This window comes from Pseudomonas sp. C7.1 (genome assembly GCF_056312395.1).
In genome coordinates this window covers 1,476,608-1,499,465 of the sequence record NZ_JBWDTL010000003.1, presented here as the reverse complement: position 1 = coordinate 1,499,465, position 22,858 = coordinate 1,476,608, and the positions used below count along the sequence as shown (strand labels likewise).

The 22,858-nt window shown below is 58.8% G+C and carries 19 protein-coding genes; 4 read left to right on the top strand and 15 right to left on the bottom strand.

The window, feature by feature from the left end:
* Positions 1-16 precede the first annotated feature (16 nt).
* The 8 genes from AC0T4W_RS10440 to AC0T4W_RS10405 form a co-directional block, all read right to left on the bottom strand.
* A complete protein-coding gene (locus tag AC0T4W_RS10440) occupies positions 17-379 on the bottom strand; it encodes a VOC family protein (RefSeq protein WP_476318910.1) in 363 nt (120 codons plus the stop codon).
* A 22-nt stretch (positions 380-401) separates the two neighbouring features.
* Complete coding sequence (locus AC0T4W_RS10435) at positions 402-1,439, bottom strand: OsmC family protein (protein ID WP_476318909.1); 1,038 nt, start codon at positions 1,437-1,439, stop codon at positions 402-404.
* A complete protein-coding gene (locus tag AC0T4W_RS10430) occupies positions 1,436-2,761 on the bottom strand; it encodes a trans-sulfuration enzyme family protein (protein WP_476318908.1) in 1,326 nt (441 codons plus the stop codon). The genes AC0T4W_RS10435 and AC0T4W_RS10430 overlap by 4 nt, the downstream gene beginning before the upstream one ends.
* Positions 2,762-2,860: 99 nt before the next feature.
* Positions 2,861-3,115 carry an acyl carrier protein gene (locus AC0T4W_RS10425; protein ID WP_476318907.1) on the bottom strand — a complete coding sequence of 85 codons (255 nt, stop codon included), beginning with the start codon at positions 3,113-3,115 and terminating at the stop codon, positions 2,861-2,863.
* On the bottom strand, positions 3,112-5,355 hold the full coding sequence (locus AC0T4W_RS10420; protein ID WP_476318906.1) for a class I adenylate-forming enzyme family protein: 2,244 nt from the start codon (positions 5,353-5,355) through the stop codon (positions 3,112-3,114). Before AC0T4W_RS10420 ends, AC0T4W_RS10425 begins: the two co-directional genes overlap by 4 nt.
* Positions 5,345-6,472 (bottom strand): radical SAM protein, encoded by a 1,128-nt coding sequence (locus AC0T4W_RS10415; protein ID WP_476318905.1) that lies wholly within the window; start codon positions 6,470-6,472, stop codon positions 5,345-5,347. The genes AC0T4W_RS10420 and AC0T4W_RS10415 overlap by 11 nt, the downstream gene beginning before the upstream one ends.
* A 3-nt stretch (positions 6,473-6,475) precedes the next feature.
* Positions 6,476-8,290: a B12-binding domain-containing radical SAM protein gene (locus AC0T4W_RS10410; protein WP_476318904.1), complete on the bottom strand. Its 1,815-nt coding sequence runs from the start codon at positions 8,288-8,290 to the stop codon at positions 6,476-6,478.
* The gene (locus AC0T4W_RS10405; protein ID WP_476318903.1) at positions 8,290-9,792 is read right to left on the bottom strand and encodes an alkaline phosphatase family protein; all 1,503 of its coding nucleotides are present in this window, start codon (positions 9,790-9,792) and stop codon (positions 8,290-8,292) included. The genes AC0T4W_RS10410 and AC0T4W_RS10405 overlap by 1 nt, the downstream gene beginning before the upstream one ends.
* A 692-nt stretch (positions 9,793-10,484) precedes the next feature.
* Between AC0T4W_RS10405 and AC0T4W_RS10400 the strand changes: the two genes are divergently transcribed.
* Positions 10,485-11,108, top strand: coding sequence for an OB-fold nucleic acid binding domain-containing protein (locus tag AC0T4W_RS10400; protein ID WP_476318902.1), 624 nt, complete (start codon positions 10,485-10,487; stop codon positions 11,106-11,108).
* A gap of 212 nt (positions 11,109-11,320) precedes the next feature.
* On the opposite strand, the gene AC0T4W_RS10395 is transcribed toward AC0T4W_RS10400, so the two are convergent.
* Positions 11,321-12,676, bottom strand: a complete 1,356-nt coding sequence (locus AC0T4W_RS10395) for an IS1182 family transposase (RefSeq protein ID WP_476315485.1) — start codon at positions 12,674-12,676, stop codon at positions 11,321-11,323.
* A 393-nt stretch (positions 12,677-13,069) separates the two neighbouring features.
* Positions 13,070-13,942, bottom strand: a complete 873-nt coding sequence (locus tag AC0T4W_RS10390; RefSeq protein WP_476318901.1) for a DNA-binding protein — start codon at positions 13,940-13,942, stop codon at positions 13,070-13,072.
* Between the two features lie 78 nt (positions 13,943-14,020).
* On the opposite strand from AC0T4W_RS10390, the gene AC0T4W_RS10385 reads away from it, so the two are divergent.
* Entirely contained in the window at positions 14,021-15,196 is a 1,176-nt protein-coding gene (locus AC0T4W_RS10385) for a site-specific integrase (RefSeq protein WP_476318900.1), read from the top strand.
* A 74-nt stretch (positions 15,197-15,270) separates the two neighbouring features.
* Here AC0T4W_RS10385 and AC0T4W_RS10380 read toward each other — a convergent pair whose 3' ends face one another.
* Entirely contained in the window at positions 15,271-16,041 is a 771-nt protein-coding gene (locus AC0T4W_RS10380) for a DUF6602 domain-containing protein (RefSeq protein WP_476318899.1), read from the bottom strand.
* 27 nt (positions 16,042-16,068) lie between these two features.
* Here AC0T4W_RS10380 and AC0T4W_RS10375 point away from each other — a divergent pair, with 27 nt between their 5' ends.
* Positions 16,069-16,251: a hypothetical protein gene (locus AC0T4W_RS10375; RefSeq protein WP_476318898.1), complete on the top strand. Its 183-nt coding sequence runs from the start codon at positions 16,069-16,071 to the stop codon at positions 16,249-16,251.
* 530 nt (positions 16,252-16,781) lie between these two features.
* On the opposite strand, the gene istB is transcribed toward AC0T4W_RS10375, so the two are convergent.
* Complete coding sequence (gene istB, locus AC0T4W_RS10370) at positions 16,782-17,537, bottom strand: IS21-like element helper ATPase IstB (protein ID WP_476314780.1); 756 nt, start codon at positions 17,535-17,537, stop codon at positions 16,782-16,784.
* Positions 17,538-17,553: 16 nt separating this feature from the next.
* Positions 17,554-19,074, bottom strand: a complete 1,521-nt coding sequence (gene istA, locus AC0T4W_RS10365; protein ID WP_476314783.1) for an IS21 family transposase — start codon at positions 19,072-19,074, stop codon at positions 17,554-17,556.
* Positions 19,075-19,297: 223 nt separating this feature from the next.
* On the opposite strand from istA, the gene AC0T4W_RS10360 reads away from it, so the two are divergent.
* Positions 19,298-20,431 (top strand): hypothetical protein, encoded by a 1,134-nt coding sequence (locus tag AC0T4W_RS10360; protein ID WP_476318897.1) that lies wholly within the window; start codon positions 19,298-19,300, stop codon positions 20,429-20,431.
* 7 nt (positions 20,432-20,438) lie between these two features.
* Here the strand turns inward: AC0T4W_RS10360 and AC0T4W_RS10355 are convergent, their stop codons facing one another.
* Positions 20,439-21,794, bottom strand: a complete 1,356-nt coding sequence (locus tag AC0T4W_RS10355; RefSeq protein WP_476318896.1) for a hypothetical protein — start codon at positions 21,792-21,794, stop codon at positions 20,439-20,441.
* A gap of 71 nt (positions 21,795-21,865) precedes the next feature.
* Positions 21,866-22,852: an ATP-binding protein gene (locus AC0T4W_RS10350; protein WP_476318895.1), complete on the bottom strand. Its 987-nt coding sequence runs from the start codon at positions 22,850-22,852 to the stop codon at positions 21,866-21,868.
* Positions 22,853-22,858 lie beyond the last annotated feature (6 nt).

Below are 22,858 nucleotides of genomic sequence, written 5' to 3'. Positions count from 1 at the left end.
CCCTGGAACTCAGATTTCAATTGCGCTGAACCAGGCCGATGCGGTTGCCGAACGGGTCCTGGAGGGTGGCCTTGTAGCTGCCCCACGGGGTATGCACAGGCGCCTCGATCACCGTCACCTGGTCGCGCAGTCGCGCGAAGGTCGACACCAGGTCAGCCACCTGAAAATCCAGCATCGTTGCGCTGGACGGCCACGGCATCGAAGGGTCCTCGATTAAACCGAACCCGGCGCCCTTACTCTCATCCACATCCAGGCTGATCCACAGGGTCGGCGCAAAACGTCGACTGACCCTGGCACCCAGTACCTGCACATAAAACTGCTCGGCGGCGGCCAGGTCAGTCACCGCCAAGGTGCAGAAACACAGCGTCGAATCGTTCATCACTATCCTCCCCGTGGCTCGCTCACGGCGCTACCGATTGCGCGCCGACATCGAATTCAAAGTTCACGCGCCTGCGGATCAGTGCACACACCGTGGAACATTCGATGCTCTGCGCCAACTGCTGCTCCAGCTGCTCCAACTGCTGCGCCGTGCACTCGCCCACCTGCAACTGCAGCTCGATGTCCTGCAGGTGCACGGGTGACGGCGCGACCTCGCACATCCCGCGGATGTCCACCATCGCTCGCACATTGAGCTGTACCGCGCTCGCCAGTGAGTGATGAGCCCTCAGTTGCAGCAACACGTCGGCGGCGATCGCCATCAGCAGGTATTCCTGGGGGTTTGGCCCCCAGTCGATGCCTGCCAATTGCTTGGGCTGGTCGATGGGGAAGGTGCGTGGGTCTTCTGGGTTCTGACGCAGGAAATCACTGCGCAACTGGGTGCCATACAACCACTGGCAATCCAAGGACAAGGCCTGGCTCGGCACCGGGGTGTCGCCCACCGCTGCGCTGATCCCGGGAAAACGCGCCCAAGGTCGCGCGCCGAACGGTCCCGCCAGGCGGGCCGACAGCCCCAGGGACTGGACGAATGTCTGGTGATTGGGACTATGGGTCTTGACGGCCTCAATTACGTCCAGCGCTTCGCCGATTTTCTTATCGATGCCCGAGCGGATCTGATAGTGCACTTGAGGTGCGCCAACCCGCGCCTGGAACAGCGCGGCGCTGGTGGTCATCGACAAGTGATCGACCGTGGTTCGCCGTGCGGAGAACCCGGAGACGGCGGACACCAGAAAACACCCCGACAGCGCCGTCAGCGCCAGCTCCTGCGGGCTGGCCACGTCCAACAAGCCGCAGGACTTGAGGGCCGGCTCAGGGCTTATCGGTACCTCGAAATGCCGAGGCGCCTTGAGTAAACCGATAAGCGCCGGGTGCACCCCGGCCAACACCCCGGCGTCGGGGACGGCGCGAGCGTAGGCCGCATAGCGGAAGATGGCCTGCGCAGGCTCTTCTTGGATCTCGTGGACGATCTCGCTGAAGCCCGAGATATTCATGCCGTTTCTCATGACGCATTCCTTCCCTGGTACACCTGATGCAGCGCCTGCTCCAGATCGGCGCACAGATCATCCGGATCTTCGATACCCACAGACAGCCGGACCAGCCCGGGGTTAAGCCCGATCTTCTTCTGCTGCTCGCTGGTCAGCCCGCTGTGAGAGGTATTGAACGGCAGGCTCACCAACGACTCCACGCCCCCAAGGCTGGTTGCCGAGGTAATCAGCTTGAGCCGCTCCAGCAGTTCGAGCGCCGCAGCATCCCCGCCTTCGACTTCGAAGCTGAGCATTCCGCAGGTGGTTTTCGCCGCGTACTCGAACAACTGCTGATGGGTGTAGTCCTGCGCATACACCGAGTGCAGGGCCGTGACCCGCGGGTGCTGCTCCAGAAAGCGCGTCACTTGGCGGGCGCCGTTGGCGTGTGCCTGCATGCGCACAGCCAAGGTCTTCATGCCGCGTTCAAGCAAAAAACACACGAAGGGATCGAGGCTGCCGCCAAAGCGCAGCAGTTGTGCCCATACCCGATCAACCAGCTTGCGGCTGCCCGCCACCGCACCACAGGTCGCATCGCTGTGACCGTTGAGGTACTTGGTGGCCGAATGGATCACGATGTCCGCGCCCCACTCCAGCGGCTGGCAACTGATGGGCGAGAGGAAAGTATTGTCTACCACCAACAGGATGTTTTCCTGCTTGCACAGTGCTGCAATCGCCACCAGGTCGATGGCTTTCATCAGCGGGTTGGACAGCAGCTCGAAAAACATGATCTGCGTTTCCGGGCGAATCGCTCGGCGAATGTCCTCAAGGTTGAGCGGGTCGACATAGCTGACCGAGCGCCCGGCCTGATTGATATCCGCATGCAGCAAACTGTAACTGCCGCCATACAGGTCATAAGAGGAAATGATGTGGCCATTGCGATTGGTCAGCGCAAACAGCGTGGAAGCGATCGCCGCCATACCCGAAGACAGCACCAGCGCACTCTGCGCCCCTTCCAGCGCCGCGACTTTGAGTTGCACCGACCATTGCCCGGGGTTGCCGTAGCGACTGTAGGTCGGAATGTCGCGGATGTAACCTTCCAGAAACGACTCGTAGGTCGTTTGGCTGAACCGAAAGGTGGTGCTGGGAAACACCGGTGTACCCACGGCGCCTGTTATCGGGTCCTCATAGGTCCCGGCGTGGACGCACAGCGTCGCCGGGGCCTCGCCCTGGGTCAGGCGGCGATTATTCTCCATCCCGGGACCCGCCAGGCGCTGACGGCTCAATTGGTTGAGCCACGGCAACTGGTTGCTGGTACCAGGACGGTTGGTAAACACCGCTTCAGGCAGTTTTGAGTCGCTCACGCAAAATTCCTCGATCATTCGGTTGCTGCGGTCGGCACGGCAGGCGGGCTGCACACCCGCTGCCGGCGGCCGGCGATGCTTCCTGAGGCGTCACAACCATCAGACCGCCTGGGCTTGCTTCTTTTTCGCGACGAAGGTTTCGAGGCTCTCCAGCGAGTTCACCAACTCAATAGATAGCTCGTTGTCTTCGATAGAGAAGCCGAACTCGGTTTCCACCTGGATCAGCAATTGCAACGCGTCGATGGAGTTCAGCCCCAAACTGGCGATGAGGTTGCCGTCCGACAGTGCTTCGCGGCTCAAGTCGCGGCCTACAGTGGCCGAGAACACGTTGATCAAACGGTCGGTATCAGTCATTTTTCACAGCTCCTGGTAAATATCGTTGTGCATTGGAAAATCATTGATTCGCGGCGCGATACCTCACTTGCGCTGAACCCAAGGCCGGCCATCACACCGAGCAGCTCGCCATGACGCGGGTAGAGATGGCCGCCATGGGTCAGCCAGTCGACACCGACGCTGGAAGAGGCTTGGTCGTTAAAGAAAATCTCGTCAATCACCAGCCGCCCGTTGTGCGCCAGGCGCTCCAGCAGCCCGGGCAGCGCCTGGGCCACGCACGCCTGGTGCAGGATGTTGTCGAGGACGATGACATCGAACTGGCGCGCGTCGAGTGCGCCCAGCGCGTCATGGGTATCTACCGGTATATCGAGGTCGACAGGGTTCAGCCCGCCGAGCAGCACCACTTGGCTGGCACGGCAGTCGAGGCGACGTTTACTGAGCAAGGCCTGGGTGTAAACCGCACCGGTGGCGCTGACGTCCAGTAACCGCAAGACACCCGGCACGTTCTCCAGGACCTTGCGCCACGCCAGTTGCGCCGCCAGGTGTTTTTCCGGGCCGGCCACCGCGCGCTGATACAACTGGCGCAGCTGCCACTGTTCGTCGGTCTGCTCAAACGGGCGCGCGTCCAGCCCGCGCTGCAATACCGCCAACAATTGATCCAATTGATTCCAGCCTTGGTTATTGAACGTTTCGAGGTTGAGCGCCGGTGCCAGCGTTTCCAGCCGACGCACACCGCCAGGCTGATCCGCACCTTCGTGAACCAGGCCGTTGGCCAGGGCCGTATCGAACGCCGCCGCCAGGGTTGTGGCGTGCAAACCACTGCGCTGAGCGATCTGGTCGACATTCAGCCCCTGGGCACTGAGTTGCAGCGCGCCACTGCTCCACAGAGCGAACAGCAGTTGCGAGCGCTTGTAGGCATGGGCGGCCTCGAGCAGCACCGCATTATCCGCCGGGTAATAGCGTCGACTCAGCAGCGCCTTGCCGCTGGTGCCACGCGGGATCAATGCGGTGCGTTCAAAACGATCAGGCACCTTATGACTGGCCAGGCAAGCCTGGCAGTGTGCACGCAATTGCGCCTCGTCCCATGCCCGCTCCGCCCGCCAGACCACGAAGGCAAAGATATGATCGTTGCCGGCCTGTCTAGACTTGACCGCGCGAACCGAGCAGTCCATCACGTCTTCGTGGCCGGCCAGGATCGACTCGATCTCGAACGTCGAAATCCAGCGATCGCCGCGTCGAATGGCGCTGCTTTCACGGCCGACAATGGTGTAACCCTCGCATGTGCGCTCGGCAATATCACCGGTGTCGTAGACGCGACCGTCCTCTAACATGACCTTGAGCGCAAACGGCTGCCCCGCCACCGGCTCGTCCAGTACACGGATACCTGGCAATGGAAAGCCAATGGACAGCGGCGGCAAAGGTGCGACACCACCGAACAGCGCCCCGCTTTCCGTGCTGCCGTAATTACGCGAAAGGCCTATACCAAACGCCTGCTGGAACTGCTGCTCAATCGACTCGGTCACGGGCCCGGCACCGGACATCACCACTTCAAGCTGCCCGCCGCCGCCACCCTGCACGGCCCGCTGTGCCAGCAACGAGGCCAGCAACGGCGTGACCACGCAATGGGTCGCACGCTGACGCAGGGCTGCCAGGGCGCCTGCCAGTTCCGTCGGTTTAACAATCTCGATCTGCGCACCGCCCAGCAACGCCCCCCACAGCCAACCCAGTGCATACGCATGACAGATGGGCGCGACAAACAACACCCGATGCTGCGGGCCGAGCTGCAGCAGGTTGCAGTAGCGTAAACCTTCGTCGCGCCAGCTCTGCAGGTCGCGGAAGACGATCGACGGCTCACCTGTGGTGCCTGACGTCAGCAGGTAGATACCGCGTTGCGTCGTCGCACCGGCTTGAACATCCAGGTCAGCCGACGTCGCGTCCAGCGTCAGCACGCGCAGTTCTCCGTGCTCCAGGAACAGGCTGTGGGCAATCGCCCCGCGTGCGCCATAGCGATTGATCTCGTGCACCGTGGCATCACTGGCCACCAGCAAAGGCGAAAGCCGCTGCTCCAGCAGCATCAACAGCAACGCGACATGTTCGACGCTGCTGTCAAAGACCAGCAGTACACGCCCATTGGCCGAGCGCGCCAGCTCACGTAGCTGTTGCGCCCAGGTGTTGCGTTGGCCGGCCGGTAATTGCGCGAACAGCGGCGCGCTGACCAATGCCTCGAACCACTGAGCATCGGCTGCGTAGTCATGCGCCATTGAGGTACGCCTCCTTGGCTTGCTCAAGCAGGGTTCTGACGGCCTGGGGCGCATACGAGGGTGCGCGACACAGTTCATCCAGGCTGATGACACTTTCGAAATACAGGCTCAGAGTGTCCCACGGCGTGAAGCAGCCTTTGCACGCATCCAGGCGCGGGCGTTCCGACAGCAGCAGCTTATAGAACGGCGAACGATTCACCGGCGCCAGAGCCTTGTCCGAATCACCCTCGACCAGGTTGCCCATATCGTGGAACCAGATATTCGGGCACGGCGTGACCACGCCGTCGCTGAAGGTGGACAGCACCAGCCGCGGAAGATGGCAGCGCCAGCTACGCCCGCCATCGCGATAAAACGAACTCAGGCGCTCCAGGTAGGCCCTGGGTGGCAGCACATCCGGGTAAAGGTCGCGCAGCTCGAACAGCTCATCGATATGCAGGTACTGGTCCGGCCGCAGCTTGAAGGTTTCGCTATCAGGCCCTCGCACCGGAAACGGGAATAACTGCGGCGGGTTATCCTTGAAACGTGCACACCACTGCACGAACTCACGCAGGTAAGGCGCACTGCGGTCGTTCAACACACCGTAGATTTCCAGCGGCAGCCCCGCCTCCAGCACCATCTCAATACGTTCCATGATCATTTCGTGGATACGTGGCGACAAAACACGGTAGCTGTTGCCCGTGTAATTGCTGCTATCGAGTGATATCTGCACGACGACATTGCCCAGCTCCGCCAGGCGCTTGATCTTCTCAGCGGTAAGCGGCAAACCGTTGGTCTGCACGATCAACACTTCATGCAGCGGCGACATGCGTTCAATGAACGCCATGATGCCCTTGATGATGAAGATCTCTCCGCCCGTCATTTTCAGTATCGGCGGCCTGAAGGTCCGGTTTACGCGCTCGACGATGGTGTGTAGGCGCTTGCCCAGGTCGCTCTCTTCGGTGTAGGCGTCAGGGGTCGGCGGCTGGAAGATCAGTTTGCCTTCATGGGACGACTTCATGTTGCTCTGCCCGGTGAGGCAGTAGGTACATCCCAGGTTGCAGGAGTCTTCGTTAATGACCAGGTCGTTGCCAAGCAACTGGCTATGGCCCAGGAGATTCACCGGTTCGCCGATTGTCATGGTTCAGGCCTCTTTGCTGAACTGAATATCGCGCAAGCTCAAGCCGGCGCGATGAAGCTGCATGCTGATAGCCAGTTGCACCTGGCGCAGCTCAGTGAGTTTGGTCCGGTAGAACACCTCCAACTGCGGGCGCTTGGCGTGGGCATACGCCTCGGTCAGCGTTTCCAGTTCAGCCAGGTCGGTCATTTCGGAGATCAGCGCGTAATTGAAGTCGCTCATGGCCTTGCGCAGTTCGGCCGCCTTGGCCTCACCGGTTTGAAGAATGGCCAGGCCTTTGGGGGCGTCCAGCACCGCCCGGCGCAATCGCGACATAAAGGTGTGCATGACGATGTCGTAGGTCTCGAATTCGAAGACGGCCGGCTCTTTTTCGATGACCATTTCCGAGGCGTATTTTTCGCCATAGAGCAAGGCGGTCATGGCCGAAAGTTGGCCTACCCGCGGGTCTTCAAAGTCATAGCTCAATGCGTTGAGCGAAACATCGAAGTCATCATGCAGCTTGCCTTCGCCGCGCAGGGTCTCAACCGCCTCGGCGCCGGGGTACAACTCCAGGCGCACGGTGTAACGGCGCAGGTTGTAGCCCATGTATTCACGCAAGAAGGTGTTGTTGTCGCGGATTTCCTGGAACGTCGACCACGGGTGATAGGCGATAAAGCCAAACGCCACGTAGATGCCGGCAGCGCGCACCAGCTCGATCGCGCGTTTGTTGTCTTCGACGGTCGACTTCTTCTTCCAGCGATCCAGGCCGATCTGCGAGCCCGACTCGATACCGATCAAGACTTTCTCCAGGCCGGAACGGTAGAGCAGGTCCAGCAAGGGCTTATCTTCTACATGCCAGTTCTTGGCCTGCATGCAGCAGTTGTAATAAATCTTCAGGTCGCGATCGAGTACGCCCTGGGCGATGTCGGCGATTCGCTGCTTGGCGAACGGTGCGCCACCCGGGTCTTCAAACGTCGAGTCGACGAAGTCAAAGGTGTTGAAGTTGTACTTGTGATAAAGCCGTTCGATTTCATCGACAATGTTGTCCGGCGTGCGCGCACGCCAGAGCTTGCCGGGGTTAATCTTGTTGCCCGCATGCGGCGCGTTGCAGAACGTGCACCGCGCCGTGCAACCTCGGGTGGTGGCCAGCCGCAGATACGGCAGCTTTCCGCTATTGAGTTCGAACTGATCGCGGGCCGGCTCGGGCAACATGTCCAGTTCGGGAACGGGCTTGCCGATCGGATTATCGATCACAAACCCGCCCTCCTCGCGCCAACTCAGGCTGGGCACGTTGGAGTAGTCCTTGTGTGCCCAGAACGCTTCCACATAACGCACCAGCGGCACATCACCCTCACCCCGCACCAGCGCATCGAGGAAGCCCCAATTGGGGTTGCTCAACAGCTTGGAACCGAGAAACGTCGCCAGTGGGCCGCCGGCCAGAAACGCGACTTTTTCCGGCAATGCCGCGCGTAAAGCCGAGCCGAAAGCCGTGGCGTGGCTGACGGTCACCGTGGTCAGCGAAAAACCAATGAGGTCGGGCTTGAATGCAACGACTTCGGCAATCGCCATTTCGTCGCCGTGCTGGACGGCCTTGACCTCCACCACCCGGCACTCGGCGCCAAGGTCACGCAGGATCGACACCAGGTAGCTCACTCCCAGATGCTCAGAACTCATCACCAGGTCGCCGTCGAGCAGCACCGGGAAACACACGCGCATCGGCTGGGGGCTGCGAAAATCAACGCTGGAGTGCAACGGGCTGGCCACCGGGACGTCGATCGGCTCACCCAGGTTGGTCAGCGGAATCAGCGCGCTGGCGGCATTGGAAAACTGCACGGTTTCCATTAGAAGTACCCAATTTGTTGTAATTGTTTATCCATGAAGCGTTGTTCTTCCTGGCTCATCCGTTGGCCGCGGCCCTGGCGTGCAGGTTCGCGTCGTGGCGCCTGGGGCGGGTCGACCAGCCAATGGCCCTCCAGCCCATCGGGAACCACCAACCCCAGGTGGGCCAGAATCGTCGGATGGATATCTTCGATACGCGCTTGCAGGCCGGCATTGCCGGGGAAGTTGGAACCGCTGATGAACACGATTCCATCCGGGCGGTGCACACCGTGTTGCGCCGGTGGGTTCCAGACCTTGCCACTCAGGGACGGTGTGGGCATGACGCTGAAGTCTTTCGGGATCAGCAGGTAGTCAGGCGCCTCGCTCAAGCGTGCCCCGGCATAGACTTGCGAGCTTTTGACCAGGGAGAACCAGGGCTGACCCTGCTCATCGAGCACCTTGGCCAACGCTTGGCGCAGACGCTCTTCGGCCTCCGGCAGCGAGTCGGCATCGAGGCACCCGTGCGCCTCGCGCCCCTTGAGATTGGCATTGATCCCAAAGCATCCCGGGGTTGGCATATAGAACTGCGTGTGTGGCCAGTCCACGCTGCGTCGAAATAGCCCCGGCGCATCGAACCAGGAGCGCACGCCCGGGTCATCATGACCCGCCTCAGCCCCCTCCTCCAGCGGCTCATAGCGGGTGACGAGCAAGCCTTCCTGCTGTAGAAACTCATGCACGCTGAAGTCGACGTCACACACGCCGAAGCCATGGTCAGACGCCACGACAATCAACGTATCTTCGTCGGCCAGGGTCAATAACGTGCCCAAGGCCTGATCAATACTGATGTAGCACGCCTCGACTTCAGCGCTGGGCAAGGCTTGATTGCCCCAGTAGTAATGGCTGACCCGATCAACTTCGGTAAACACCACAAACAACGCATCCACCGGACGGGTTTGCTGCAGAAAACAACAGGTGTCCGCACGTCCTTTAATAAACTTGGACGCCTGCTCGCAATAATCCGACTGCCCTCGATACATGGTCACTATATCGGAATGATAATGCAGGCCCGCATGCATCAACTCATGCACCAAGTTAGGTGGCGAGGTATAACGCAAAGTTTTCGCCAACGGCCAACTGATCATATAACCGCCGTCCAGATCGGCCGGCGGGTGGGTCATGGGTATATTGTAGGCACCCACTTTCAAGCCCTGCCGCTCAAGGGTCAGCCAAGTCGGCTCGCCGCCATAATCGGAGGCATTCATCGCGCGAAACTGGTAATCCTTGGACTGTGTTGCCCAGAACTGATAGATGCCATGCGCACCCGGCGAAACCCCTGTAAACATGGAGGCCCAGCCGGGTGCGGTATGCGGCGGGAAGGTCGATTGCAGGGCCCCGCTAGACGAACGCTCACGCAGCGCGCTGAAGTTAGGCAACAGGCCGCGAGCCATCAGGTGCCCCAGTACTTCATAAGAAGCACCGTCCACACCAAACACCAACAACTTCAACTTTTGACCTTCCATAGTCATTACAACTCCGCGCCTAGGACACTGAGGGGGGGGGCAACATGATCGACTTCGCACAGCGAACGGCGTCAACCGAAACTAAAGCCAATCAGTACAACCACATTAAAAAGACCTAAAAAATATCGAGAGAGCTATATATAAAGCACTCAATCACGGCAAAAACAAATTAACACAGTATTTCAAAAAAATGAGCTAATAATATTTCAGGCATGTAACAAAAAAGCTCAAAATATTAATGTATATTACAAAATATTTTACCACTTCCCAAAAATGCAACAGTAAGACTCGCGACTTCGGAATTTCAAAAATTTTCCCATGAGACTCGCAAGCACTTCGGATTTTTTAGCGAAAATTTAGAACAGCCTCGCCTGAAAATTCTCAATTTCGAAATTTCCTCTCCACACAACCAGCCTGAAGCACGCAAGCCTTGCGCTTTCAGTCCACTTAGAATGGATCAGACCTAAACCCATTCCATCACCCAACGTGACAAGTGAACCCTATGGTTTCTCCTCATGCCCAAATGGCCAATTCACCTTCCGAGGTTCGGAAGCCAACGGATTATCTGACTCAGGTCAGAACCGAGCAACTGAGCCAACTCAGCATTTTCTTGCTGGTAAAAGATAGTTTCGCGCTGCAAGACGTCCGTGCGATGGTCTCCATTTCCAAGCTCTACGCATAAGGTCATTGATCGAATTTTGGGCAAGTCGAAGCCAAAAAAACTGATGATCAGTGATTTGTGCCTACGTGCCGGCCTCGATCAAAAAGCGAGGGAGCTGTTGGCAGATGCGGATGCTCTGAAGGGCCTGGCGGGCAATCGTCACTCAGCGCGGTGGGAAATTGCAGCCGTGCAGCAACCACTGCCCTTGTTTGCCGATGACGTCGCTGAAGATCTCGTAGAGATTCCTGAACCAACAGTCGTTGAAAACATGTACGCGGATTATGCGCGTACAGGTACGACGCTTGGCCCGCATCCAATGTCCCTGCTGCGAGAGACGCTGCGCTCGATGAGAGCCAAGAGCTCTCAGGATCTGAGAGAGATTGGAGACTGCAATCACGTCACGGTGTTCGGCATAGTGACGGGAAGACAACGCCCCCCCCCAACAGCCTCAGGCGTCACCTTCGTAACCCTTGAAGACGAATTCGGCATGATTAATGTGATTGTTTGGCGTGACCTTGCTGATCAGTACAGGCCTGCGTTAATGCACTCAACGCTTTTGCAGGTGAAAGGCAAACTGGAGGATGAGTCTGGTGTCATGCACTTGATCGCGGGTCATCTAAAAGAAAGCGACCTGCTCGAAGGACTTGAATGTGCGGAGTAGGAATTTTCACTGAGGCCAAGACATAGAGATCCTCACCCTCACCTAGGAGCCTGTCGGACTTAACCCGAAAAGGAATGACAGCGCGGGTTTAGGTCTTTGATTGCTCGGGGTCGTTCTTTCTAAGCATCCGAGTTGACTATCGCGAACCCAGGCGGTCCGTTCGTGCACCTGAGCAGCTGCCTGGACGCGGGTGGGCGTACTTTTCGGCCGCGTTACATCGCGCGTAGCACATGCAAACGCTTGATGTTCCAGGCCATGGTCACCAGGCTCCATTCGCCCTGGGCGTTGGCCAGGCCGCGCATGCTCATCTGCCGCCAGCCCATCACTCGCTTGATGATGCCAAACACCGGTTCGACCGTCTGTTTGCGTAGCCTGTACAGCGCTCGACCTTCTTGCGTGCTCAGTCGGTGAGCCATCTGTTCGACTGGGTTACTCGTCTGTGGTAGCGGCGAGTCGGTGGCAAAGCGCTCCAGTACCGGGGTGTGGTGCGACTCGCGTTTGAGCGCCAGAAGCGGTTCGACCTTGGCTTCGTGGCAGGCGCTCACGTTGGCCTGGCTGAAGAAGCCGCTGTCCGCAATCAGGCTTTTCACCTCGCCTAATTCGGCGGGCAAGGTGGCTATGCGCTGTAGCGTGGGAACCACTTCGCGCTTGTCGTTGCAGGCCTGGGTTACATGCTGTGTGACCACCAGCATCGTCTCGGTGTCGACCCCGGCTTGAGCGTTATAGCTCTGCTCGAAGCCGCCACCGGAGACGGGCATGATGCGTGACTCTTCATCGGTCAGATTGACTTGATCGCTGTCTTTGGGGCCCGCTGCGGGCGGTTCTGGATCCTTGCCGCGTGGTTTCTTTCCAGCCTTGCGCTGGGCCTCACGCTTGGCCGTCTTGGCCTCGAATTGCTGTTGCTCAATGGCGTGTCGCTCAGCTGCACGTTGCTCGATCTTCGCTTTGGCCTGGGCTATCGCGCTGAGCCGATCTTCGCGCCGGGCAATCTCCGCCGGCACATCCATGCCATCGGGTACGGCGGCGCAGTCGCTGTTCTCGGCCAGCGCCAGCAACTGCTGGACCTCCTGGCGTAACTGCGCCTCGATCTTGTTGGCGTGCGCCCAGGACAAGGCCTTGTGCTTACTGGCGTTGGCCTCGATCTTGGTGCCGTCGAGAGCGATATGACCGAGCTTGAGCAGCTTCATCTCGCGCGCCAGCATCAGCACCTGGACGAACAGCGATTCAACCTGCTGCCGGAAACGTCGACGGAACGTAGCCAAGGTGTCGTGATCGGGGTGGGTGTTGGCCGCCAGATAACGGAACGCTACCGAGTCATAGGTCGCGCGTTCGATCTTGCGGCTGGAGTGCACGCCATTGGCGTAGCCGTATATCAGCAGCCCCAGGAGCACGGCCGGATGGTGGGCAGCTGAACCCCGCCCCGCATACTGCCCAGTCAGCTCGCTCAAATCGAGTTGCTCGATGACCTCGACCACGAACCGCGCCAAGTGATCCGCCGGCAACCACTCGTTCACCGAAGGCGGTAGTAAATACGCAGTGTCTCGGTCAGCAAGGACAAAACGGCTCATCAGCGGGGCTCTCGATTGCAGGGCCTTGATTGTCGCGAATACTTTCAGCGCAAGGAAGAGTCAGAAAGTCCGACAGGCTCCTAGGCCGCACGCGGTTATAAAGTCTGCAAGCCTGTTGGCATCAGTTGCGGACGCCCCCATCACATTCATACAGACACACCCTTTGATCCCCCTCGGCACAACGATCCTGCTCTCATGCAGCGGTAATCAGTGAGCTGGTAGTGTTAAAAGGCAAAGAACCTAAGCACTCAATTGGTTCGCCAACAAAAAGCCATCGCAATGAAGGGACCGATGCAGCCTGGCATCCAGTGATGCATCGAATGTGCTCAGTGACTTCAAATTTCACTAGGCGCTGAGTTTTCGGCTACAGACAATGCCGCCGCCCTCGCCTGCTCAGCTTGAGCGCTTAGAGGCCGAGATGGTGCGTTTGCGAGTCTTGGACTTTATCCCCGCCCCAGCAGGTGGTTGGAGTAATTGCTGGGCCAGGGTATCGGCCCGCGCTTGCTGTGCTGCCGCCTGTTGCTGCGCTTCACTCATTCCGCTGTGCAGCGCCTCCAGGCGGCGCTGGAGGTCGTCCAGTTGGCGACTTGCAGCCTTAAGCTGCGCAGCGCGGCTCTTGCTTTCCTCGCGGGCGCGATCTATCTCTCGATAGGCCCGCTCCTCAAAGCCGCGCACGTAGGTCGCGTGGTCAACCCGGTCCTGTTCGAGCTTGAGCGCCAGATCCTGCACTTGCTGCTGCAGTCCTTGCGCGTGCTGCTGTGCCTCGCCTCGTTCGCTCACGAGCTCCTCACGCTGCTGGCGCAAGTCCTCGATCTGTGTCAGGCGCTGAGCCAACAGCAACTCCAGATCGGCCAGGCGCGTCTCCGTCGCCTGGCGGCCGGCCACCGCCTCGTCCGCTAACTGGCGATACTGCGCGGCATCCCGGCGGGCCTGGTCCTCAACCGCCGCGAGCTGCTCGCGCTCGGCGACCAAAACCAGGCGTTGCTCGGCCAGCGCCTGTTCAGCGGTGCCCTGTGCCAGGTGGATCGCCTGTTGCCAGATGGCGACAAAGGCCTGCGACACCTCACCTGGCAACGCAGGCAGGCGGGTCTCGCCATTCAGCCGCTCAGCCAACCGCGTCCACCATTGATCGAGCAGCCCTCCCACTCGCGCTGGGCTACCGCGACCTAACTCCTGCCGAACTCGCTCAACAGTAGGTCGCTCCCCACGGGCAAGCACAGCGTCTGCAGCAGCGAATACGTCAGTTTCGGGTACGCCTATCGCCACGGGTCACCTCCGACTATATAAGGTCTGATAATAAATGATTATCCGACCTTATTTGTTTAATATTGGAAATATCATACGTTGAACGTATTAAATATTACAGATCAGTTGCCCTTGGTCGACGAATCACCGCTGGACCTGCACGTTCTCGCTGAAAACGCCCAGCACGCCGCAGCCGCCTTTATCGCCGCCGGCACCGCGACCAACACCGTGCGCAGCTACCGCAGCGCCCTGACCTACTGGTCGGCCTGGCTGCAGCTGCGCTACGGACACGTGCTGGGCGATGCGCCACTCCCCGCGACCGTAGCCGTGCAGTTCGTCCTCGATCATTTGGCCCGGCCGTTGGCCGACGGTACCTGGGCGCACCTGCTGCCGCCGGCGATCGACGCGGCGCTGGTGACCGCCCGGGTCAAGGGCGGACTGGGGGCGCTGGCCTTCAACACCGTCAGTCACCGCCTTTCGGTGCTCGGCAAATGGCATCGGCTCAACGGCTGGGCCAATCCATGCGAAGAACCGGCGCTGAAGACCTTGCTGCGCGACGCGCGCAAGGCGCAATCGCGCCAGGGTGTGACGGTGCGCAAGAAAACCGCGATCGTGCTCGAGCCGTTGCAGGCGCTACTCGCCACTTGCACCGACGGCGTGCGCGGGGTACGTGATCGCGCGCTCCTCCTGCTGGCATGGAGTGGCGGTGGCCGCCGGCGGTCCGAGGTGGTCGGCCTGAAGGTCGGCGACGTGCGCCAACTGGATGCTGACACCTGGCTGTACGCTCTCGGCACCACCAAGACCGACACCGGCGGGGTGCACCGTGAGAAGCCGCTGCGCGGCCCAGCAGCGCAGGCCCTCGCTGCCTGGCTGGTGGCGGCACCTGCTGACAGTGGCCCGCTGTTCCGCCGGCTTTACAAAGGTGACAAGGTCGGCACCACAGCGCTGTCAGCGGACCAAGTCGCACGCATTGTCCAGCGCCGAGCGCAACTGGCGGGTCTCGACGGCGATTGGGCGGCGCACAGTTTAAGGTCGGGGTTTGTAACCGAGGCCGGGCGCCAGGGCGTGCCGCTCGGCGAAGTGATGGCCATGACTGAACATCGCAGTGTCACCACGGTGATGGGTTACTTTCAGGCAGGCACCCTGCTCGACAGTCGGGCCAGTCAGCTCCTCGGACCGACACCGGTCGCGAGCGAAGCTGCGCCAGAACCAGCAGCCGGGTCAAAGGGGGCGAGCGCCTTCTGCGCGTCAGCCATGACGAGCGCGGGAGACTGAGGCGGTTGAGTCGCTGATCGATAGGTCTGGTGGAGAGATAAAGCCACTTACGCAGATGCTGCGTACACCTGAAGTTACATGGGGAACAAGTCGATGGCAAAAATGCTCTTGCTGGGAGTACTGCTGTGGTAAGCCGCTCGCGGCACCAGCGAATTCGCTGGTAGGCTACAGGTGAGGTGTCGTTCGACGGAGGCATAGACTGAGAGGAAGAACCGCTCCAACGCATTGATCGCGGTGCCTTCATGATCCTCGTAGAAGTACGAGAGATAGCCCATACCATCGCGATCGTGGATGACCATGCCTTTCTGCAAATGGTAGGAGTGGTCCAGGCCGGTGATTTCGTCCGGGAGGAGCTGGAAAGTATCGTGATCGAACTCCTGATAGCTCTCTGGGTGCCGAAATGAATGAAAGTGCCTGCTGACAGTCCCCAACGTCGGAGCGCTGAACATGAACAAGTATGTCCTCGCTTCCAGTCGCAGGTTTTGGAAACTCTGGAAATAGCGAATGACCTCATGAAACCCGGCCCGGTTGATCGAGGTTTTTACTTCGATAATGGCAATCACCGCCTCCGCCGGTACCACAACCACCCCCCCTACTCGATAGAACGGGGCATACCGGTGCGAGTCGTAAATCAGAATGTCGCACTGCTTGGATAAACCGCCCGCGCTGTCGATGATGAAGCCCTGCTCCACACTGACCGCCCCCGGCAGGTGGTCTTTGAGGAACTGGCGAAGCACCGCTTCGGCCAGTGCGCCAGTGGTCGGGTTGTGGCGGGTGATGTACACCTTGGCCTGGGCGATCTTGCTGTACAGTTCCTGACTCGCATGATCAAAGTAGTGACTCATGCCTTCTCCCTTTAAAGGTAAGCCGCAATGCTGATGGCTGCCGCCGACCAAGCCCCATCGATTGTCGGTATGACGCACCATCTCGACAAGACGCCGCCGCGCGGGCAGTTGAACACCCGCAGCGGTTCATCCTGCGGCACCAACGCAGTGGCCTCCAAAAAATTACTAATGTACCAGTGCATCGTTGCTTATCGCTTGAAGATGACGTGACAGCGGGCTGCTTGCACGTTGCGCGATTTCTTCCGTTTGCTAGGCTGGAAACAGATCTCCGTCAGGCGCAACGCAGGGATCTTGCACGAGCGCCAACGCACTCAATGATCACCACTTGGCGCATCGTGCGCCGCTGCCCCGGGGTATCTATGGCAGCAGATCCTAGGCTGCTTGGGGGCTTCTGGACCGCAACCACAGCCCTGTGGGCATGACCGTTCATAAGTCCTTGGCTCCAGGAAACCCTGCAGCAAGACGTTTCGCTTGATCCGCGAAGTGCGAATCTGTGCAACTGAAAGCCACCCCATGCACGATTCATCAGTGATGATTGCCTGTCGGAGCAGCCCATGGCACTACTGCAAACTCTCTATTTCATCCCCGGTCTCGGTCAGGAAATCACCGATTTTCTGTTGCACACCGTGCCCCTGTGCGGATTCCACGCCATTCGGACACTCAGCCCACGCTGATCCGGACACCTGTTCCACGGTCATCCGGACAGGCAGTCGGAGCGCAGCGACGCAGGATATGCATTGTTAGTCTGAGGTGCCCGGCGTCGTCAATTTCTTCGCCCGCCTGCGCATCGACTCTCCCTTCAGGTTGATCCGGTAGGCGTTGTGCACCAGGCGGTCGAGGATGGCGTCGGCCAGGGTCGGATCGCCGATCAGTTCGTGCCAGTTGTCCACCGGCATCTGACTGGTCACGATGGTTGAGCGTTGGCCGTAGCGGTCGTCCAGCAGCTCCAGCATGTCGCGGCGCTGTTCGGTGGTGAACGGTGCCAGGCCCCAGTCATCGAGGATCAGCAGGTCGGTCTTGGCGTAGCTGCTCATCAGCTTGACGAAGCGGCCGTCGCCATGTGCCAGGCCCAGTTCTTCCAGCAGCCGTGGCAGGCGCAGATAGCGCACGCTGCAGCCGTCCCGGCAGGCCTGGTGGGCCAGGGCGCAGGCCAGCCAGGTTTTGCCGACGCCGGTGGGGCCGCCGATGATCAGGTTGAGGCCGTCGCGCAGCCACTGGCCGCTGCGCAGTTGCAGGATCAGCGCCTTGTCCAGCCCGCGCGGGGCGCGGTAGTCGATGTCTTCGAGGCAGGCGTTGTGCTTGAGCCGGGCCTGGCGTAGGCGGTTGCTCAGGCGCTTGTCGTCGCGCTCGGTCAGCTCGCGATCGACCAACAGGCCGAGGCGTTCTTCGAAGCTCAGGCTGTCGATGTCGGGTGTTTTCAGTTGCTCGGCGAGGGCTTTGAGCATGCCGTGCAGGCGCAGGGTTTGCAGCTTGTCCAGGGTCGGGTGAGGCAGCATGGTGGGATTCCTTTGTTCAGTGGTAGTAGCCGGGGCCGCGCAGGTTGGCGTGGTCGTCCGGTAGTAGGGGTAGGTTCTGTTGAGCCAGCGGCAGGTTTTCCAGGCCTTGGCGCAGAATCGATTCGAGGCTTTTGTAGCTACAGGCACCGAGGCTTAGGGCGCGCTGGCAGGCGGCTTCCAGCCGTTCTTCGCCGTGGTGCTTGCCCAGGCGCAGGATGCCCAGGCAAGCGCGGTAGCCATGCTGCGGATGCACGCGCCGTTCGAGGATGTGGCTGATTACGCCGGCGGTGTTCGGGCCGGTCTGCTCGGCCCAGCGGATAAGCCGTTGAGGCGTCCACTCGGCATGCTCGCGATGGCTCTTGGGCATGTGCTCGGTCTGCGTGCTGTGCCGGCCTTTGTGCAGGGAGCGTACGTGGCTGGCCACCCGCTGGTTGGCGTGGAAGCACTCCACGGTGCGGGCCGTCAGGCGCACCTCCAGCTGCTTCTTCACCAGCTGGTAGGGCACCGAGTAGTAATGCCCGTCAACCTCGACGTGGTAGTCGATGTGCACCCGCGCCTTCTTCCACTCGGCATAGACGTAGGGCTGCTCCGGCAACGGGCGCAGAGCCGGGCGATCCAGGCTGGCGAAGGCCGACTGCCGGGAGCCCGGCAGCTTCTTGAACGGCCGTTGGTTGAGCCGCTCCAGCAGCACGGCGATGGCCGTGTTGAGCTCGTCCAGGGAGAAGAACTGGCGATGGCGCAAGGCGGCGAGGATCCAGCGCTCGACCACCTGCACGCCGACCTCGGCCTTGGCCTTGTCGCGGGGCTTACGCGCCCGCGCCGGCACCACCGCCACGCCATAGTGCTCGGCCAAGTCGCGGTAGCTGGGGTTGATGTCCGGTTCGTAGCGATGGGCCTTGCTCACCGCACTGCGCAGGTTGTCCGGCACCACGATCTCCGGCACCCCGCCGAGGAAGGCGAAGCAACGGGCATGGGAGCCCAGCCAGTCGGGCAACTGCTGCGACCAGGTGGCCTCGGCGAAGGTGTAGCTGGAGGCACCGAGCACCGCGACGAACACCTGCGCCTGACGAATCTCGCCGCTGTGACGGTCGATCACCGGCACCGTCTGGCCGGCATAGTCGACAAACAGCTTCTCGCCGACGCGATGCTCCTGGCGCATCACCACATCCAGTTTGCCCTGCCAGGCCCGGTAGTGGTCGCAGAACCAGCTGTACTGGAAGCCCTGTGGCTGGCCCAGCCGATACTCCTGCCAGAGCAGTGCCAGGGTCACGCCTGGTCGGCGCAGCTCGGCATGCACCCAGGCCCAGTCGGGAGTTGGTCGTTGCTCAGAGGGTACCGCCGGCGGTGGCGGGAACAGGCGCCGCTCCAGCTCTGCGTCGGACAACTCAGTAGGGAGCGGCCAGGAGAGGCCGCAGGCCGTGAATCGGCAAAGGTAATCACCGGCACTGCTGTGACCTATGCCCAGACTGCGGGAGATCTTACGGACAGACAGCCCGCAATCGAACTTGAGGCGCAACACTTCACGGATTTTACGCATGGATAAACGCTCCACGACGACCTCTCTGCTTCGAAAAAGAGGCCAATGGTAGTGAATAAATCCTGCGTAGCTGCCTGCCAGAAAGTGTCCGGATGGCTGTGGAATCAGTGTCCGGATGCTCGTGGAATGGGTGTCCGGATCAGCGTGGAATCACTGTCCGGATGTGCGTGGAATGGGTGTCCGAGTCAGCGCGGAATCCGCACCCCTGCGTAGACGGCGTAAAGTGGCGCGCTACCTTCAGCATGTCGACCTATGGTTGCGCCACACACCGTACAAATCGCTCAGTGAGAGCCTGCTGCCGCTAGAGGCCTATGTGTATTTTTATCTTTCACATATCTCTGTATACCCCGGACCGGCAGAGCCCACAGAGCCCAGGAATTACTACCTTCCAGTGTACATTGATGACTTGCTCATCCAGCGTAAACTGAAGGGCTTGGGTCGACTGAGCAATCGCCAGGCCGCTTCCAGAATCGCCGCCGCTATGAACTGGCAGGAACATCGCTTCGGCAAAAATCTGGACCCCCTGCGTTCCCAGATGAAGAAGCTCTACCGTCAAGCCACTCGCTTTGTCCATGCCACTGAACTCACAGCACACACTAAATTGTACTCAGGCGAAAGCCTGGAACTGATAAGCGGAAGCTGCAGAGGTGTGGAGCACTGGGTGAGGGATCTCGCGATGCTTCGTTTGTTACAAGAAACGGGATGCACCACATCGGATCTGGCCAAAGCAAAATGCGCCGATCTTCTTCACGGATACAATGATGCGTGGTATTTCCAATTCGGCAAGGATAAGGAGATCTGCCTCACCGAAGGGAGCGCCACCCTCTTGCAGGCGTTACTGGGCCGACATCATCATTTGGCGAAATATCGCGTTGATCACCAACAGCTGTTCAGCATGGGAGACGCTGGAGTCGAATTCGAGATGAGTGCCCACGAGATAGAAGTCGTATTGGAACGCCGCTACCGCTTTGCGCTAATGCTGAGCAGCGTGAACTGCCCATCGGTTGTCAATCTTTACGATCCTGGCGCCACGCCCTTTCCGGAAGGATTTGTCAGTGAGCGTGCGGCGCTCATTCCACCCCTTGGAAAAATCCACAAGGTCGTCAACCTCCAATTTACGGCCGACTTTGATAGAGCACTTGAGCGCCCTACCTCCGCAGCCTCAGAAGACCAATATTTTTACGAAGATTGGGACGCTGCGATTCGCAACTCCAGACTGGCATTGGCAGAACCGGAGGATTTACACGCCAATGAAACACCTGCCGAAACACAGAATGCCAACCTGCGACAGAAGTGCGTGCTGATTGCCGGCGAAAGCATCGATGAAACGGCCTGGGCCAATTGGGGCGTAGACTAATTGTTTATCACTGTGACAGCGACGCATACGTCTCTCGCTGCGCCGGTTTGCTCACCTTCCACCGACCGAGCTCAGTGAAAACGGAGCGGGCTGTAAAATGGAATTCACAAGCGGCCTGCTGGGGAAGGACTATCAGCGCCCATGCAGCGGGTCCTACCCACCGGCGATAGACCACTTGACTGGGATTCGCCCTAGAGCAGGTTAGATCCGATTCGGATAGCCGGCGTATCTGCCTGGTCATGAAAAAAATAATTTCATGAGCTAGTATTTTCGTCATCAGCCAATTTCTTTCGCGTTCCCCTTTGAGTGAAGAAAATACTTCGTGCGTCCGTTTCGATTCAAGCCAGGCTCCCAGTTTTCTGTTGACACATGACCTTGCTTTCGCGCACAAATCGGATGGCGTTTGAACCCCGTACCAAAAACATAGCCAGTCAAGATAGCCGACGAATTGATACCCTTGCCTAGGCACATCACACCCCTCGATACTCCGCCAAATTCCGGCAAGCTTTTGCTTACTCAGTTTGATCTCAGGAAGAAAGCGCTTTCTAATTTTTCGGAAGATACACTTCAAAATCGGAACGAGGTCTTTGACTGTCAGCTCTATTACCGATCTTTTAACTGGCGAGCAACGACGGATGTTACTGATTCTGTAAAAGCCCACATTTTTATCACCCTGACCTGATGCCGCCCTAGCCTGAACCTCATTGAACAGCGCACGCTGATGCACCGCAAAATCGGTGATGGCCGAGGAAAACTGAGCGGCATTATCAAAGTAAATATTGGTCGGCTGATTGACATCAAAAAACACCTGACGGTCCCTGCCGCGCTCAAAAATTCGATGGGCCAAAATCAGGCGGTTCAGCCCGGATCTATTCAAATAGGACCGGCTACTCTGACTACCCTTGAGTCGCAGCAGATGGCCACAATGGTTGCAGCCGTATGGTCCACGGAACAACTTGCTGTTTAATGAGTAATCCATCGCCCCGCCGCAGGTCTGACACACTTGGCTCAACTCGACCTGATGGATCGGGCACTGCTTGATGAGTAAATATTGAAATATGGAATAGTGCACGCCACGCACCATGCATACCGGACAAACTCTTAAAGTGAGTGCAATGTGATCATTGCTCGGCACAGCTGACGGCACTAAAAAAAGTGCACTTTGCTGCGCTCTATCCAGGGTAAAGCACTCGTGAATCGCTACGGGGTTCACAGCCGCGCTGTGGGCGAGGTTTGGGAATCGGCTACGCTTGCCGTTACCCTCGCTCTTTGATGGCGCAAAGATTTTAACCAGCGCATCCCCGTGGATGACATTATAAAGTGCAAACCGGCTTAGAATCGAATATGCAGATTCGTAAGCCATGTACAGTGGGGCCACCGGACAGTACCTGGGGTTGATGCTCAGAGTTTTAGTATCCGGGACGATTATCATCATCAGGCGTTCGGATCTGCAGCTTTACTATTGCGCGTTGCGGCTTGAAACCAAGATTCACGGATAGATCGCAAGCTGAACTCCCTGGTAATGGTGTAGCCTGGGTGATCCATGTCGACACTATCGCGCAAAATAATCTCTATCGTTTTACTGAAATACTGCATCGGTATTTCCATTTTGCTTTTCAGCTTCAATTCCTTATAAGCATCACAAAAGGCATCCCACAGTATGTCTTTCACTTGCGCCAGCCTAAATCCATTGGCATATGCCTGTGGGACGAAGAACTTGGTGAACGTCCATGTGGAATTGGCCGGATAAGGGGTACTGTCAAAGAAGCCAAGGCAGGTCGCGAAATCTTCTTTTTCGCGTATGCCGCGGAAAGGGTGCTCGTAAAGCATGAACCTATTAACAATAGCCTCCCCCTCCACCCCGGTTTTGAGGAAGGCTTCCTTCTGGTCCAGCAGTTGCTGCTGCCCTACCAGGATGGGAAGCAATGTCACACCCTTTAGCCGCAGGTCATTGTAGATATCCTTGACCCAGTCAAAATGCTGCTGCTGAAGCCGCTGAGCTTCATCCATGAACAGAATAAAGACCTGCCGTGAGTCCTTACGCGCCGCTTGCTCCATGAAATTCACTAACCGAAGATGTTTTTTTGAGAGGCTAACATTGTCATTCCACTGTTTGTGACCGACCACCGCCAGCAGTGAGTTATAAAAATTACCTTTTGTGGCTGATATTTCTCGCTTCGCGTTGTAAATAACAACAGGAAAATCCGGAAAATCTTGCGTAAGGCATTGCTGGCAATAAAGCATTGCCCAGGTCTTACCGTAACGGGTATGCCCCCAGATGACTAAACCAGAGTCTCTGCGACGAATAACCTTAAGCACAAGCGCGTAAGTCTCACCGATCGAAAATGTCGGAATCAAATACCGCTGATTGCAGACAGGATGAAGATCAACCTCGACGGGTCGCGTATCCTGGATATCCATTTGCAC

Excerpts from the sequence above, each read along its gene's own strand:
- AC0T4W_RS10440 (WP_476318910.1), bottom strand. The coding sequence starts at position 379 with ATGAACGATTCGACGCTGTGTTTCTGCACCTTGGCGGTGACTGACCTG.
- AC0T4W_RS10415 (WP_476318905.1), bottom strand. The coding sequence starts at position 6,472 with ATGACAATCGGCGAACCGGTGAATCTCCTGGGCCATAGCCAGTTGCTT.
- AC0T4W_RS10410 (WP_476318904.1), bottom strand. The coding sequence starts at position 8,290 with ATGGAAACCGTGCAGTTTTCCAATGCCGCCAGCGCGCTGATTCCGCTG.
- istB (WP_476314780.1), bottom strand. The coding sequence starts at position 17,537 with ATGCTGCCTCACCCGACCCTGGACAAGCTGCAAACCCTGCGCCTGCAC.
- AC0T4W_RS10355 (WP_476318896.1), bottom strand. The coding sequence starts at position 21,794 with ATGGCTTACGAATCTGCATATTCGATTCTAAGCCGGTTTGCACTTTAT.
- AC0T4W_RS10420 (WP_476318906.1), bottom strand. The coding sequence starts at position 5,355 with ATGGCGCATGACTACGCAGCCGATGCTCAGTGGTTCGAGGCATTGGTC.
- AC0T4W_RS10375 (WP_476318898.1), top strand. The coding sequence starts at position 16,069 with ATGCTGATGGCTGCCGCCGACCAAGCCCCATCGATTGTCGGTATGACG.
- AC0T4W_RS10405 (WP_476318903.1), bottom strand. The coding sequence starts at position 9,792 with ATGACTATGGAAGGTCAAAAGTTGAAGTTGTTGGTGTTTGGTGTGGAC.
- AC0T4W_RS10380 (WP_476318899.1), bottom strand. The coding sequence starts at position 16,041 with ATGAGTCACTACTTTGATCATGCGAGTCAGGAACTGTACAGCAAGATC.
- AC0T4W_RS10350 (WP_476318895.1), bottom strand. The coding sequence starts at position 22,852 with ATGGATATCCAGGATACGCGACCCGTCGAGGTTGATCTTCATCCTGTC.
- istA (WP_476314783.1), bottom strand. The coding sequence starts at position 19,074 with ATGCGTAAAATCCGTGAAGTGTTGCGCCTCAAGTTCGATTGCGGGCTG.
- AC0T4W_RS10395 (WP_476315485.1), bottom strand. The coding sequence starts at position 12,676 with ATGAGCCGTTTTGTCCTTGCTGACCGAGACACTGCGTATTTACTACCG.
- AC0T4W_RS10435 (WP_476318909.1), bottom strand. The coding sequence starts at position 1,439 with ATGAGAAACGGCATGAATATCTCGGGCTTCAGCGAGATCGTCCACGAG.
- AC0T4W_RS10425 (WP_476318907.1), bottom strand. The coding sequence starts at position 3,115 with ATGACTGATACCGACCGTTTGATCAACGTGTTCTCGGCCACTGTAGGC.